A 14,353-nucleotide genomic window follows, 5' to 3' on the forward strand; every position below is an offset into this window, starting at 1 on the left:
TTTTTGTGCGTTGGCGATGACAACCGCCGCCGGTGCGGCTAATCTTTCTACACCACGCATGGAATCATCCTCCGAATCACTGCTTGATGCCGTTTCCCAAAGCGGGGCGCATGACGCCGCCGACCTGCTGGAGCAGGCCTCCGGCGAGGATGCCGCCAAGGTGCTGCAGCAGCTGAACCCCATGGTGGCCCAGCGAGTAATGGAGGAGATGCAGGACGAGCCGCGCACCGCGGCCATGACCTTTGTGCCGCTGGCCAAGGCCAAGCAGTGGGCAAAAAATCGCGAGCATCCGGAAGACAGCGTCGGCTGGCTCATGGAGGCGCCCGTCTCCGTCTTCCGTCCCGATGCCACCGCACGCGACACCATCGAGGACATCCGCCAGCTCTCCAAAAAAGCCTTCATCACCTACGGCTACATCACCGATGACAACGATCATCTCCTGGGCCTGCTGGTCATGCGTGACCTCATGCTCGCCGCGCCGGATGAAAAGCTCGCCAGCGTGATGGTGAAAAACCCTTTCACGCTCGCCCCCGACATGGAGCTCACAGAGGCGATGAAGGTCGTGGTGAACAAGCACTACCCTGTGTATCCCGTTTGCGACAAGGACGGCGTGCTGCTGGGGCTGGTGCGGGGGCAGACTTTGTTTGAAGCGCGTGCAATCGAGATCAGCGCGCAGGTCGGCTCCATGGTCGGTGTGGAAAAGGAGGAGCGCCTTTCTACGCCCATCCTGCGCAGCCTGCGCTTCCGCCATCCCTGGCTGCAGATCAATCTCGTCACCTGCTTCATCGCCGCGGCGGTGGTGGGTGTTTTTCAGGGCACGCTGGACCGCATGGTGCTGCTGGCCGTCTTTCTTCCGGTGCTGGCAGGGCAGTCTGGAAACACGGGGTGCCAGGCTCTGGCTGTGGCGCTGCGCGGCATGACGCTGGGAGATTTGAAAAAGGGAGACGAGCGCAGGCTGGTCATCAAAGAAGGGCTGCTCGGTCTCTTCAATGGCATGCTCGTCGGCGTTTCCGCCGGTCTCGGCATGTGGGTGTATGCGTGGATGAACAAGAATCCCCACGCCATCATGCTTGCTCTCGTCGTCTGGCTGGCCATGACGGCAAGCTGCGTGGTCAGTGGTCTGAGCGGCGCCCTGATCCCGCTGACGCTGCGGAAGATGGGCGCGGACCCCGCCACCGCCTCCAGCATCTTCCTCACCACCGCCACGGATGTGATCAGCATGGGCACCTTCCTCGGTCTGGCGACGCTGCTGGTGCCATGATCGTGTGGACGAGAGACGAGTGGCGGCAGCGCATGCAGGCGCACGCAGAACGCGTGGCTGCGCACGCGGATGCCTTTGTGGACCGCCGCAGCCGTGGTGCCAAACACCCGGTGCACGATTTCCTCTTCACCTATTACAGCTTTGCCCCCGCCAAGCTTAAGCAGTGGGTGCCGCCGCACGGGGTGAGTTTGGAAATCACCGCCGCAGATCTCGAAGCCTGCCCCTGGCTGCAAGGCGACCGCTTCATCCATGCAAACGGTCTGCTGCAGATCGATGAGCGCCGATTCATGCAGCGCGAGCGCGAATTCGCCGCGTGGGTCGCCATGCTGTGCACGCGCATCCTCGGCAGGGCAGGGCGCTTCACCTGCTACGGCCTGCATGAGTGGGCCATGGTGTACCGCCAGTCAGCACAGCAGGTGCGGCATCAGGGCTATGAACTGCGCCTGCCTCCGCATGAGCTTGCCGCCTTGGTTGAGTCCCTGCCTGTCTGCTGCTCACACTACGACGCCTTCCGTTTCTTCACGCCTGAAGCGCGGCCGCTGAACGTGCTGAACCCCACGCTGGATGCACGGCCCGATCTCGAACAAGCGGCGTGCCTGCATGCGAACATGGATTTGTACAAATGGTCCTCCAAACTCTGGCCCTGGACCGGCTCTGATCTCATCGGCGCGAGCTTCGAGCTCGCTTTGCAGGGTCGCGATCTCGACATGCGCGCGAGTCCCTATGATCTCAGCGCACTCGGATATGAACCGGTGAAAATCGAAACCGTGGAAGGACGCGCCCAGTATGAACGCGAACAACGCGGGCTGGCCGCGAAAGCTGCGGAACTGCGCAGAGATCTGCACCTCTGCTGCACGGCGCTCTCAGAGATAGTCACTGCTCATCCGCCGACCGACTTCCTCGCAGAGTCCGATGAACGTGCGCTCGGGCAGGTTCAGCGGGCGGTTTTTGAGCGTTGAGACAATCCAGCGGCGCTTCAGCTTGGCCTTCGGCAGCGGCTGCGCGATGAGCTGCCCTGCCTCGATCTCACTGCGTGCGATCCACCGCGCGGCGATGGCCACGCCGATGCCCAGCTTCGCCAGCTCCACCGCGGCTTCGGAGCTGCCCAGCTCGATGAAGGAGTTCAGCCGCACGCCGTTTTTGAGGAAGTATTCCTGAATCATGGAGAAGTTCAGACTGTTGCGGCTCGCGACGATGAAGGTCTCATTCGCCGCGTCCTTCAGCTTCGGCCGCGTCTGCGCCCAGCGGCGCAGGGGAGAGATGAGGAACTCCAGCTCATCATCAAAGATGGCGTGGCAGTTCAGGCGCGAGACATCCAGCGGCTTCAGGCTTACGGCCAGGTCCACCTCGTTGCTCACCAGACGGTCGATGGTGTCCGGCGTCTCACCGCACGTCACCTTGATCTCATAAAGCGGGAAGGATTCTTTAAACTCCCGCAGCACGGTGGGCAGGATGAACTGCGCCGCGGCGGTGGTGCAGCCGATCTTCATCTTGCCGCGCGGCGTCTGGTCCAGCGTGCCCAGCACGGCGCGCGCATGGCTCATGGACTGCAGGATCGTCTCCGCGTGCGGCAGCAGCTCGCGCCCCGCGTGCGTGAGGTGCACGTGCTTGCCCTGCCGGTGGAAAAGGCGGCTGCCAAGATCTGTCTCCAACGATTTGATGGCATGGCTCACCGCGCTCTGTGTCAGGTGCAGTTCGCGTCCGGTCTGGGTGAAGCTGCCGCTGCGCGCGAGCCGGACGAAGGCGCGGAGCTGGCGGGTGTCGATGGCTTGGTCCATGAATGGAATTCATACATCAATTGAAAAAGTTTGCGCGTTGTTTATACCGGAAATATCGCGTGATGGCCTCGCTGCTGCTGATATGAGGGCTGTCATGCCTGCACGCCCTACAGTTTCCAAAGCCCCCCTGGCCGGTGTCGTTCAACCAGTCCGCATCGGGTTCATCCCCCTCGCCGACTGTGCTCCGCTGCTGGTGGCCCGGCATCTGGATCTGTTCAGCAAGCACGGTGTTCGTGTTGAATTAAGTTGTGAGGTCGGATGGGCCACCATTCGGGAGAAGCTGCTCTATGGGCAGGTGGATGCCGCTCACGCCATCGCCGGTCTTGTGCTGGCCATGCGCCTCGGGCTCAGCTCTCCGCCCTGCCGTGTGGTGGCCCCATTCGTCTTCAACCTTCATGGCAACGCCATCACCCTCAGCCGCGACCTTTGGAACCGCGGCGTGCGGGATGCCGCCAGCCTGAAGAAGCTCATCCGCAGCGCCTTCAGCCGCCGCTTCACCTTTGGCATGGTGTCCCGCTACTCCTCCCACTACTTCCTGCTGCGCCAGTGGCTCAAGTCGGGCGGCGTCGATGTGGAGAAGGATGTCCGCATCGTGGCCCTTCCACCCACTCAGATGGCCGCCAGTCTGGAGGCGGGCCTCATCGATGGCTACTGCGTCGGCGAGCCCTGGAACTCCTACGCGGTGGAAAAAGGCATCGGCTGGATCGCCGCCACCAGCGAGCAGCTCGCCCCGGGCCATCCTGAAAAAGTCCTCCTCACCACCGAGCGTTTCGTCGCCGGCCACGCCGAGGAATCCCAGGCCATCATCAATGCTCTCAAGGAATCCTGCGAGTTTTGCGATGCCCAGGAAAACCGGGCCGATGTCGCCAAAGTCCTCGCCGACAGCGGCTACTTCACCGGCAGCGAGAAGATCCTCAAGCGCTCGCTCGTGGGTCCGCTCGATCTCGGCTCGGACAAATCCGTGCCCGTCACGGACTTCCACATTTTTCACCGGCGCGATGCCAACACGCCTCTCAGCGAGCGCGGCCGCTGGTTGCTCGACCAGTTCATCGCCCACGGTCTGCTCTCAAACACCCAGTTCGCCGAGGCCGGTGCCGCGCTGTGTGAAGCGTGGACCGCCGAACTCGATTTTCCCCAAGCCAAAACAGCCGCCGCCAGCAAAACCGCAAAACCGCACAAACGCACCAAACTCGCCCACGCATGAATCCCACATCTCCGTCTCCGCTCACCCGTCGCTCCATTCTCCGCACCGGCGCCACCGCCGGTCTCGGCGCCCTTTTCTCCGGCCTGCCCCAGGGCTGGATCGGCTCCGCCTACGCCGATGATTCTCCGGAATCTCCGGACATGAAGTTCGGCATGATCGCCCTCACCGACTGCTCCAGCATCGTGGTGGCGCATGAGAAAGGCCTCTTCAAAAAATACGGCGTCAATTCCACGGTGAGCAAAGGCGCAAGCTGGGCCGCGATCCGCGACTCCCTCACCAACGGGGACATCCAGGCCACGCACATGCTGCTCGGCATGCCCATCGCCAGCACCATGGGCCTCGGCGGCGCGCCAAAGAAACCGATGATCGCTCCGTGGATCATCAATCGCAACGGCCAGGCCATCACGCTTTCCAACACTTTCAAAGGCAAGGTTACCGATGATCCGAAGGCGCTGAAGCCCTTCGTGGATGAAGCCAAGGCCAAGGGCAATCCGCTCACCTTCGCGATGACCTTCCCGCCGGGAACGCACGCCATGTGGATGCGCTACTACCTCGCCGCCGGCGGCATCAATCCCGGCGACGCCGCAGGTGCGGGTGCCGATGTCTCCCTCATCACCGTGCCGCCTCCCCAGATGGTCGCGAACATGAAGGTCGGCAAGATGGACGGCTTCTGCGTGGGCGAGCCCTGGAATGCCAAGACCATCGCCGAAGAAATCGGCTACACCTCCATCGCCACGCAGGGCATCTGGAAAGATCATCCCGAAAAAGTCTGCGCCTTCACCGAGGAATTCGCCGCCAAGAATCCGAAGACCGTCAAGGCCGTGCTCAAAGCCCTGCATGAAGCCAGCGTCTGGCTGGACAAGATGGAAAACCGCGAGGAGCAGGCAAACATCGTCAGCGCCGCCACCTACATCAACTGCCCGCCGGAAACCATCCTCGGCCGCCTGCAGGGCAAGTACAACATGGGAGACGGCCGCAAGATCAAAGACCCGAACTACATGATCTTCAGCGACCGCAACTGCAACTACCCCCAGGCCAAGTACGCCAAGTGGTGGCTCACCCAGCTCCGCCGCTGGGGCTTCGTGGACGGCGCTCCCGACTACGAAGGCGTGGCCAAGCAGGTCATGCGCTCGGACATCTACGAAGAAGCCATGAAGGAAATCGGCTACGCCCACGGCGGTGTCGATGAGAAACCCGAAACCCTCTTCGACGGCGTCACCTTCGATCCGAAGGCCGACCTCGAGGCCTACGCCGCCTCCTTCGCCGTCAAGACGCTCAAAGCCTAACCTCAAACCGCATAGCCGCATTATGCACCTGATCCACCGCTTCAAGCTCGACTCCATCCTTTTGCCGTTGGGCGCAATATTAGTTTGTGTCCTTCTATGGTATGGAATTGCCGGAAAATCAGTCATCACCGAAAAGGTGGACGACTTCGGCGACAAGGTAAAAGTGACGAAACGCCAGGGCCTCTCCGCCGACCTGCCGACCCCGGCCGAGACATGGACGGCGAGCAGGCTCTACGTCACGGAGCCTTTTGCCAAGCGTGGAGAGCTGGATCAGGGCATTCTGCGGTTCACGTGGATGTCTCTGGTGCTGGTGGCGGAGGGATATCTCATCGCTCTCGTCGTCGGCACCCCCATCGGCTTCTTCCTCGGCCTCTCGAAGAAGTTCACCACCGCCTTTGACCCCATCATCCAGGTGCTGCGTCCAGTTTCACCGCTGGCGTGGCTGCCTCTGGGCATGATCCTTTTCAGCGGGGTCAAAATCGTGAACGGAGATGGCCGCACCACCTTCGGTGCTTCGGATGCCGCCGCCCTCTTCACCATCGCCATCTGCGCCATGTGGCCCACCGTCATGAACACCGCCGTCGGCGTCCGTGCCGTCCCGCAGGACTACCTGAATGTGGCCAAGGTGCTCAAGCTCTCGAAGAGCAAGACGCTTTGGAAGGTTCTCGTGCCCGCCACGCTGCCTTATATGTTCACCGGTTTCCGCCTGAGTCTCGGCATTGCCTGGCTCGTCATCGTGGCGGTGGAAATGCTCACCGGTCGTCCCGGCGTCGGCGGCTTCCTCTGGCAGCAATACAACGCCAACAGCTACGCCCACATCATCCTCTGCATCCTCACCATCGGCGTCGTCGGCTACGTGCTGGACCGGCTGATGAGCGCTTATCGAAATCAAAGGTGCCTCCAAGGGGTACGGACCGCGAGGCAGTCGAACTGAGGTTCTCAAGGACATCAATCTCTCGCTCACTGAAGGCGAGTTCGTTGTTATCGTAGGTTACTCAGGCTCTGGCAAGAGTACGCTGATCAATCTGATCTCCGGATTGGTAAAGCCTGATGCTGGTGTTGCCACCATCTCTGGTGAAACAATCACCGGTCCTGGTCCTGACCGTGGTCTTGTCTTCCAAAACTACTCGCTGCTGCCCTGGCTCACGGTTGAAGAAAACATCGCCTTGGCTGTCGATGAGGTCTTCAAAGACTGGACCCCCGAGCAGCGCAAAGCGCACGTCAAAAAGTACATCGAAATGGTGAAGCTGGACCGCGCCGCGCACAAGCTGCCCAAGGAGCTCTCCGGTGGCATGCGCCAGCGCGTTGCCGTGGCCCGCACGCTCTCGATGCAGCCCAAGGTGCTGCTGCTCGATGAGCCGCTCAGCGCCCTCGACGCTCTCACACGAGCGACGATTCAGGACGAGATCAGCGACATCTGGCGTCAAAACCTCACCACGGTTCTCTGGATCACCAATGACCCCGATGAGGCGCTGCTGCTGGCGGATCGCGTCATCCCGCTGCTGCCCACTTCGCCCGCCACGCTTGGCGAGCCGATCCTGGTCGATCTCGAACGGCCCCGTGATCGCAAGACGCTCAATCACGATCCCAAGTTCAAAAAGCTGCGCACCGAGCTCATCAACACCCTGCTCGATGCCAAAGGCCGCATGAAGCCCAAGACCAGCGTCAAACTCACGCTGCCGGACATCCTTCCCGAAGATCTCACCACCGTGAACTCGCTGCAATTCCTCAACCGCTCCGGCCCAAAGCGCCGCTCCGATGGCAAACGTGAAGAAGTGGAGGTGGCAGCATGAGCGCCTACCTTCCCATGCTCGAACTGGATCGTCTGTGGAAGACCTACGACACACCGAAAGGTCCCGCGACGATCGTCAAAAACTTCAATCTCAAACTAAAGGAAGGCGAGTTCGCCACGCTCATCGGTCACAGCGGCTGCGGCAAAAGCACCGTCCTCATGATGGTGGCCGGCCTGAGCGATCTCAGCCAGGGCAACATGATCCTCGCGGGTCGTGAGGCCAGTGGGCCGGGCCCCGATCGTGGCATTGTGTTTCAGTCTCCCTGCCTGCTGCCATGGATGACGGCCTTTGAAAACGTCATGCTCGGCGTGAACCAGGTCTATTTCACCGCCAGCAAAACGGAGCGTCGTCAGATGGTTGAATACTATCTCACCATCGTTGGTCTTGGCGATGCGATGCACAAATACCCTGGTGAACTCTCCCAGGGCATGCGCCAGCGCGTCGGCATTGCGCGGGCCTTTGCGCTGCAGCCAAAAATGCTGCTGCTCGATGAACCCTTCGGCATGCTGGACTCGCTCACCCGTTACGAGCTTCAGGAAGTACTCCTCGATCTCTGGCGCCGCAACCGCATCACCACCCTCATGGTCACGCATGATGTGGATGAGGCCATCTTCCTTTCAGACCGCGTGGTGATGATGACCGACGGCCCCGAGGCCGAGGTGGGGGACATCTTGAGCATTCCCTTCGAGCGGCCGCGCAACCGCAAGCAGATCATGGAAGATCCCCGCTACTACGAGCTGCGCGAGCACCTCATCACCTTCCTCAACGACAAGTCGCACATCCGTCCCAGCCGTGATCCGAAGTTTGTGCCGTCCCCCGACATGGCCGCCGAACTGGCCCGTCACGCCCCCATTTCCCTGCAAGCCGCCGCTTAGCCGACATAACAACATACCTACACACATCCGCATCCCATGAAAAGGCTTCTACCACTCTTGCTGGCGACTTCCTCGCTGGCAACTGCCCAAACACCGACTGGAAAAATCACATCGCCCACGCCTGCGCCTCCCGTGCCAGGCTTCACCCTCGCGCCTCCTCCGCCCACCTATGCCCCGATGAAGATGGGCAAGTTCACCTTCGATGTGCAGGAAAAAATGCGCTACGAAGTCCGTGACAACAACTTCGACTTCAACAGCGCCCTCAACAGCCCTCAGGACGCCGCATGGCTGCTGCAGCGCTTCCGCCTCGGAGTGGGTTATGATGTGAACCCCTGGATCAAGCTCTATGTTCAGGGCCAGGATGTGCGCGAGATCGGCGGCAGCCGGGCGCGTCAGATCGGTGTGGGCGGTGCGGAAGGTGACGACATCTTCGACATCCTCAAAGCCTACGTGCAGCTCGGCAATGCCAAGAAAGGTTTCAGCGCCACGCTGGGCCGCCAGTTCCTCTCCTATGGAGACCAGCGTCTCATCGGACCGCTGGAGTGGGCCAATCAGGCGCGCACCTTTGATGCGTTCAAACTCCGCTACACCTCCTCCAAGTGGTCCCTGGACGCCTTCACCGCCAGCCCCGTGACCTTCACGAACAACAAGTGGAACAAGTCCGACTTGCTGGATCAGCGGGACAACCGCAATGCCTTCCTGAGCGGTCTTTACTTCAGCACGCTGTTTGTGCCCTTCAACACCACCACGGACTTCTATGCCCTGCATTACCGTGATGACGGCACCGCCAATTTTGGCGCGCCCATCGGCTCGACGAGCTTCGTCACACTCGGCACCCTTTGGAAGGGCGATCCCAAAAAGCTCAACGGCTTTGACTACGATACCGAAATGGACTTCCAGACCGGCAAGGTGGGCGGACGCTCTCTCACCGCTTATGCGGGCCACTGGGGCGCTGGCTACAACTGGCTCAAGTCGTCATGGAAGCCGCGCTTTGGCATCCAGTACAATTACGCCTCCGGAGACGGCAGTCCCAATGACGGCAAGGTGGGCACCTTCCAGAACCTTTTCCCGACCAACCACCTCTTCTATGGCTACATGGACACCACCGCCTGGCAGAACGTGCACAATCCCCAGGTGAACTTCAGCTTCATGCCGACGCCGAAGATGAAGGTCATGCTGGACTACCACCTCTACTGGAATGCCAACAATGCCGATGCCTGGTACCGCGCCAACGGCGCCACCCGCGTGCGCCCGCTGAACGCCGCCTCCAGCTCCGCCAGCAGCTTCCGCGGCCAGGAGTTTGATCTCACCGTGAGCTATAAATTCAATCCCCACGTCGCTCTCCTCACGGGCTACAGCTACTTCGTCGCCGGTCAGTATCTTCGTGACACCGGCTTCTCCAGCAACGCCCAGTTTGGCTACGTGCAGATGCAGATCGACTTCTGATCTGCCCGCCTCCCAGCGCCGGCTGCCGCAGTCTTTTTCCTGAGCAGCCGTGCGCCGGGTTATGCATGAAAGATATTCATGCATTTTATAAAAACGATTCAATCCAATTCTTGGTTGCCGCGGCCCACTTGGCACGCTGGCCGCTATTAAAGGCGGCACTTCAACCACCCCGACCGCCCATGAAATTTGCCGATCTCAAAACCTCAGGACACTGGCCCACGCTGCTCACGTCATTTCTCTACTTTGATGTCAGCTTCATGGTCTGGACCATCCTGGGTGCGCTCGGTGCGCAGATCGGCACTTCTCTTGGCCTGACTCCTCAGCAGAAGGGCCTCATGGTGGCGGTGCCTTATCTCTCGGGTGCGTTCATCCGCATTCTGCTCGGCATGCTGGTGGACCGCATCGGGGCCAAAAACACCGGCATCATCGCCCAGCTCATCGTCATCGCCGGCATGACCATCGCATGGATCACGGGTTTGCATCAGTTTTCCCACACGCTCATGCTCGGCGTGGTTCTCGGCGTCGCTGGTGCCAGCTTCGCGGTTGCGCTTCCGCAGGCGGGCCGCTGGTATCCGCCAAACATGCAGGGCCTCGTGCTCGGTCTCGCCGGTGCGGGCAATGTCGGCGTCGTCATCGATGCCATCCTCGCCCCGCGACTCGCCGTTATCTACGGGTGGAATGCCGTCTTCGGCCTCGCGCTCATCCCACTGGTCCTGGTTCTCGTCATCTACATGGTCTTTTCCAAAGAGGCGCAGGTGCAGGTGAAAAAGAAGACCTTCAAAGACTATGCGAACCTGCTGAAGGAAAAGGACGCGCACTGGTTCTGCTTCTTCTACACCATCAGCTTCGGCGGATTCTCCGGTCTGGCCGCATCTCTCATTATCTACTTCACCTCCGAGTTTCATCTCGCGCCGGTGGAGGCTGGCATGTGGGCGGCCATGTGCACGCTCGTTGGCGCGCTGGGCCGGCCGGTCGGCGGTGCTCTAGCAGACCGCCTCGGCGGCATCCGCGCCCTGCACGTCTTCTTCCTCAGCGCCGCGGTGGCCCTGGTGCTCGCGGCCTGCGCAGGATCGATCTACCTCTGCGCCTTCGGTTTCTTCCTCGCCTCCTGCGCCTTCGGCATGGCCAATGGCTCGGTGTTTCAGCTCCTGCCGCAGCGCTTTGCCAAGGACATCGGTGTGATGACCGGTCTGGTAGGATGTGGTGGCGGACTCGGCGGCTTCATGCTGGCCAGTTCGCTGGGTTATTCCAAAGGACTCACCGGCAGCTACCTCGCAGGCCTGCTCGCTTTTTCCACGCTCTGCATTCTTGCCCTCATCGGTCTGAATTTCGTCAAGCTGCGCTGGCGCACCACGTGGGGTGCCATCGCTGACGCACGCATCTGATTTCACCTCCTGATCTGCAGCGAATGAAAATCCTCACCACCAGTCACGGCATGGCCCGCGAAGAAGGCACTCCTTCTTCCGATGCATTCGACGTGCGTGCGTGGGACCAGACCGTCATTGCCGTGCTCAGCGACGGCGCGGGCAGCGGCGAACCCGCGCGCGAGGCCGCAAAGCGCGCGGTGAGCTCGCTCATCGAGCACTACAGCGCGCGCCCGCGCTCGTGGTCGCCGCAGCAGGCTCTCAACACTTTTGCCCGCATTCTCAACCGCTCGCTTTATCAGGAATCGCAGGTGCGCTATGAACGCACCGAGATGGTGGCCACGCTCGCCGCCGTGGTGATCGAAGGCGACACGCTGCATGGCATCAATCTCGGCGACTCCTCCGTCTGCCTCTGGCGCAATGGAGATCTGCACACGCTCTCCACCGCGCATGTGGAGCAGGAGCAGGGACGCACTCACATCCTCACCCGCGCACTCGGCATGAACGCTGAGATCGAGCCTGCCTGCTTCTCCCTCACGCTGCAGGATGGCGATGTCGCCCTGCTTTGCTCAGACGGAGTGTCCAATCACGTCTCGCAGCCGGAGCTAGCCACCGCCCTCTCGCGCCACAGTTCCGCGCGCAGCATCGTGCTCACCGCAAGGCAGCAGGCAAAAGACGAGACCCTCGATGACATGAGCGCCCTCGTGCTCGATGTTCATCAGACCGGCAGACTTCACGCCATGAATGCACGCGCCCTCACCATCCCTGCGGTATTGAACAAAGGGGAAGTGATCGATGGTTACGAACTCGTGCGCTCCTTCCACGGCACCAGCCGCGTGTGGCTGGCCGAGAAAGACGGCCATCGCGTGGTGATGAAATTTGCCCCCGTCGAGGCCATCGACAGTCCGCAGCATCTCGAAGCCTTCACGCACGAAATCTGGAACGCCACCCGCGCCCATTCCATCCACTTCGTGCGCTCGTATGAGCCGCCCGGGCAGACCATGCGCTACTACCTCATGGAGTTTGTCGATGCTCCCGGCCTCTCCGCTGTGCTGCGCGAGCGCAAGCTCTCCGTGGACTCCGCCATCGCACTGGGAAAATTCCTCGCGGATGCCGCGCAGGTGTTGCTGCGCCTCGATCTCGCGCATGGCGACATCAAGCCGGAGAACATCCTCTGCATCGGCGACTACACACGCCTCACTTTCAAGCTGGTCGATCTCGGCAGCGCCGCCTCTATCTTCTCCGTCTCCTCCCGTGCAGGCACTGCCAGCTATCTCGCACCTGAGCGTTTTCACAGCGCGCCCATCAGCGAACGCACGGAGATTTTTGCCATGGGCGTCACGCTGTATCAGGCGCTCACCGGCAGGCTCCCCTATGGCGAGATCGAGCGTTTCCAGACGCCCGTCTTCCATCCGGCAAAACGTCTTTCCAAAATCAATCCCAACATCCCTTCGTGGCTGGAGGCCGTCATTCACCGCGCCATCGCCATCAAGCCCCAGCGCCGCTACCAGCACTACTCGGAGCTGGTCCACGACATCAATCATCCTGAGCGCGTGCAGCCCTTTTATGAAGAGGACACGCCGCTGCTGGAGCGCAATCCGCTCGCCTTCTACAAGACCGGATTCTTCGTCCTGCTGCTCACCACCGCCTGGCTGCTCTTCAAGCTGCTGGCTCAGAAGTGATGAGCCCCCATTTCCCCCACCGCCGCCGCAATGAAATCAGTCCCCCTCATTCCTGAAAACGCACCCTTCTCAGCCGAGCAACGCGCCTGGCTGAATGGATTCCTCGCCGGAGTCCTCAATCGTGGTGCCGCTCCAGCTGGAGCCGCACCCACGGAATCAAAGCAGCCTTTGCTCATTGCGTTCGGCAGTCAGAGCGGCAACGCGGAAAGTTTGGCCAAGCGGCTGGCCAGGGAAGCATCGGGTCGGGGCTTCGCAGCGCGCGCTGCGGGCCTCGACTCGCTGCAACCGGCGGACCTCATCAAGGACAAAAACGTCCTCCTCATCACCAGCACCTGGGGGGAAGGGGACATGCCTGACAATGCCGTCTCCTTCTGGGACAGCATCAATCAAAACGGCAGCAGCCCGAAGCTCGATGGCGTGCAGTTCAGCGTCCTCGCCCTCGGCGACAAAAACTACGGCGACACCTTCTGCCTGGCCGGCAAAAAACTCGACACCCGTCTCGAAGAACTCGGCGCCAAGCGCATCGCTGATCGCGTCGATTGCGATGTGGAGTTTGACGCTCTCGCCAAAAAATGGAGCGCCACAGCCTTCACCGCTCTGACTGGTGCGGTTGCCGCTCCCTCCGCAGCGGCAGCAGAAGAGGAGGAAGTCGAAACCGGCTACACCAAAAAGAATCCCTTTCCTGCGAAGCTGATCTGCAACCTCCCCCTCAACTCACGCGGCAGCAGCAAAGACACGCGCCACATCGGTTTCTCTCTGGCTGGCAGCGGCCTCACCTACGAAGTGGGAGACGCCCTCGGGGTGCACGTGCAAAACTGTCCTGAAGTGGTGGATGCCGTCATCGCCGCCCATGCCTTCGATTCCCAGGCCCTCGTGCCTCTGCCAGACGGCGGCACAGCACCTTTGCGCGAGGCTTTGATCAAGCACTACGAAGTCCGCGGCTTCTTCGGCAAGGCAGCCGAGACGGGCATCACGCTCACCAGTTTCATCGAAAATCTGCGCAAGCTCCAGCCCCGACTCTACTCCATCGCCTCCAGCATCAAAGCGCATGCGGACGAGGTGCACCTCTGCATCGCCGCCGTGCGCTACAGCTCCGATGGTGTCGTGCACAAAGGCGTGGCCTCCACCTTCCTCGCGGATCGTCTGCCGCTTGAGGAAACGACGGGCATCTACTTCCATGCGGCGAATCATTTCCGCCTTCCCACGGATCTCACCAAGCCCGTGATCATGGTCGGTCCTGGCACGGGTATCGCACCTTTCCGCGCCTTCTTGGAAGAACGTGAAGCGACCAAGGCCCCCGGCAAAAACTGGCTGTTCTTCGGTGATCAAAAACGCGCCAGCGATTTCCTCTATCACGATCAAATCATTGAGTGGGTGCAGAAGGGCCATCTCACACGCCTGGACACCGCCTTCAGCCGCGATCAGGAAGAAAAGATCTACGTGCAAACCCGCATGCTGCAGGCCGCCAGCGAGCTCTGGCAGTGGCTTGAAGAAGGCGCGCACTTCTACGTCTGCGGCGATGCCAAGCGCATGGCCAAGGATGTCGATGATGCCCTGCACAGCATCATCCAAACCGCTGGTGGCAAGTCCCCCGAGGACGCCGCCGCCTACGTCAACCAGATGAAAAAGGAGAAACGTTATGCCCGCGATGTTTACTAGCCTTC

12 protein-coding genes are annotated in these 14,353 nt (G+C 61.1%); 11 read left to right on the top strand and 1 reads right to left on the bottom strand.

Annotated features, from left to right (window positions below; all coding sequences use genetic code 11):
• Positions 1-58 precede the first annotated feature (58 nt).
• Positions 59-1,261 (top strand): magnesium transporter, encoded by a 1,203-nt coding sequence (locus tag ACILSR_RS03965; protein WP_395748426.1) that lies wholly within the window; start codon positions 59-61, stop codon positions 1,259-1,261.
• Positions 1,258-2,220 carry a hypothetical protein gene (locus tag ACILSR_RS03970; protein ID WP_395748427.1) on the top strand — a complete coding sequence of 321 codons (963 nt, stop codon included), beginning with the start codon at positions 1,258-1,260 and terminating at the stop codon, positions 2,218-2,220. Before ACILSR_RS03965 ends, ACILSR_RS03970 begins: the two co-directional genes overlap by 4 nt.
• Here the strand turns inward: ACILSR_RS03970 and ACILSR_RS03975 are convergent.
• Positions 2,125-3,039 carry a LysR family transcriptional regulator gene (locus ACILSR_RS03975; RefSeq protein WP_395748428.1) on the bottom strand — a complete coding sequence of 305 codons (915 nt, stop codon included), beginning with the start codon at positions 3,037-3,039 and terminating at the stop codon, positions 2,125-2,127. The genes ACILSR_RS03970 and ACILSR_RS03975 overlap by 96 nt on opposite strands.
• A 94-nt stretch (positions 3,040-3,133) precedes the next feature.
• Here ACILSR_RS03975 and ACILSR_RS03980 point away from each other — a divergent pair, with 94 nt between their 5' ends.
• From ACILSR_RS03980 to ACILSR_RS04020, 9 genes are all read left to right on the top strand, one after another.
• On the top strand, positions 3,134-4,243 hold the full coding sequence (locus tag ACILSR_RS03980; RefSeq protein ID WP_395748429.1) for a CmpA/NrtA family ABC transporter substrate-binding protein: 1,110 nt from the start codon (positions 3,134-3,136) through the stop codon (positions 4,241-4,243).
• Positions 4,240-5,529, top strand: a complete 1,290-nt coding sequence (locus ACILSR_RS03985; protein ID WP_395748430.1) for a CmpA/NrtA family ABC transporter substrate-binding protein — start codon at positions 4,240-4,242, stop codon at positions 5,527-5,529. Before ACILSR_RS03980 ends, ACILSR_RS03985 begins: the two co-directional genes overlap by 4 nt.
• Before the next feature lie 22 nt (positions 5,530-5,551).
• Positions 5,552-6,463: a nitrate ABC transporter permease gene (gene ntrB / locus ACILSR_RS03990; protein WP_395748431.1), complete on the top strand. Its 912-nt coding sequence runs from the start codon at positions 5,552-5,554 to the stop codon at positions 6,461-6,463.
• On the top strand, positions 6,417-7,322 hold the full coding sequence (locus tag ACILSR_RS03995) for an ABC transporter ATP-binding protein (RefSeq protein ID WP_395748527.1): 906 nt from the start codon (positions 6,417-6,419) through the stop codon (positions 7,320-7,322). The genes ntrB and ACILSR_RS03995 overlap by 47 nt, the downstream gene beginning before the upstream one ends.
• Positions 7,319-8,197 carry an ABC transporter ATP-binding protein gene (locus ACILSR_RS04000; protein ID WP_395748432.1) on the top strand — a complete coding sequence of 293 codons (879 nt, stop codon included), beginning with the start codon at positions 7,319-7,321 and terminating at the stop codon, positions 8,195-8,197. The genes ACILSR_RS03995 and ACILSR_RS04000 overlap by 4 nt, the downstream gene beginning before the upstream one ends.
• Before the next feature lie 36 nt (positions 8,198-8,233).
• Positions 8,234-9,643 carry an alginate export family protein gene (locus ACILSR_RS04005; protein WP_395748433.1) on the top strand — a complete coding sequence of 470 codons (1,410 nt, stop codon included), beginning with the start codon at positions 8,234-8,236 and terminating at the stop codon, positions 9,641-9,643.
• 179 nt (positions 9,644-9,822) lie between these two features.
• Positions 9,823-11,028, top strand: coding sequence for a nitrate/nitrite transporter (locus ACILSR_RS04010; protein WP_395748434.1), 1,206 nt, complete (start codon positions 9,823-9,825; stop codon positions 11,026-11,028).
• 23 nt (positions 11,029-11,051) lie between these two features.
• Positions 11,052-12,689 (top strand): protein kinase domain-containing protein, encoded by a 1,638-nt coding sequence (locus tag ACILSR_RS04015; RefSeq protein ID WP_395748435.1) that lies wholly within the window; start codon positions 11,052-11,054, stop codon positions 12,687-12,689.
• A 30-nt stretch (positions 12,690-12,719) separates the two neighbouring features.
• The gene (locus ACILSR_RS04020) at positions 12,720-14,348 is read left to right on the top strand and encodes a sulfite reductase flavoprotein subunit alpha (RefSeq protein ID WP_395748436.1); all 1,629 of its coding nucleotides are present in this window, start codon (positions 12,720-12,722) and stop codon (positions 14,346-14,348) included.
• The last annotated feature ends 5 nt before the right edge of the window (positions 14,349-14,353 follow it).

It is taken from the genome of Prosthecobacter sp., assembly GCF_044222565.1.
GTDB lineage: Bacteria > Verrucomicrobiota > Verrucomicrobiia > Verrucomicrobiales > Verrucomicrobiaceae > Prosthecobacter.

Bases quoted from the DNA above. Each gene is read 5' to 3' on its own strand.
- ACILSR_RS03985 (WP_395748430.1), top strand. From the start codon at position 4,240: ATGAATCCCACATCTCCGTCTCCGCTCACCCGTCGCTCCATTCTCCGC.
- ntrB (WP_395748431.1), top strand. From the start codon at position 5,552: ATGCACCTGATCCACCGCTTCAAGCTCGACTCCATCCTTTTGCCGTTG.
- ACILSR_RS04020 (WP_395748436.1), top strand. From the start codon at position 12,720: ATGAAATCAGTCCCCCTCATTCCTGAAAACGCACCCTTCTCAGCCGAG.
- ACILSR_RS03970 (WP_395748427.1), top strand. From the start codon at position 1,258: ATGATCGTGTGGACGAGAGACGAGTGGCGGCAGCGCATGCAGGCGCAC.
- ACILSR_RS04005 (WP_395748433.1), top strand. From the start codon at position 8,234: ATGAAAAGGCTTCTACCACTCTTGCTGGCGACTTCCTCGCTGGCAACT.
- ACILSR_RS04010 (WP_395748434.1), top strand. From the start codon at position 9,823: ATGAAATTTGCCGATCTCAAAACCTCAGGACACTGGCCCACGCTGCTC.
- ACILSR_RS04015 (WP_395748435.1), top strand. From the start codon at position 11,052: ATGAAAATCCTCACCACCAGTCACGGCATGGCCCGCGAAGAAGGCACT.
- ACILSR_RS03965 (WP_395748426.1), top strand. From the start codon at position 59: ATGGAATCATCCTCCGAATCACTGCTTGATGCCGTTTCCCAAAGCGGG.
- ACILSR_RS03975 (WP_395748428.1), bottom strand. From the start codon at position 3,039: ATGGACCAAGCCATCGACACCCGCCAGCTCCGCGCCTTCGTCCGGCTC.
- ACILSR_RS03980 (WP_395748429.1), top strand. From the start codon at position 3,134: ATGCCTGCACGCCCTACAGTTTCCAAAGCCCCCCTGGCCGGTGTCGTT.
- ACILSR_RS04000 (WP_395748432.1), top strand. From the start codon at position 7,319: ATGAGCGCCTACCTTCCCATGCTCGAACTGGATCGTCTGTGGAAGACC.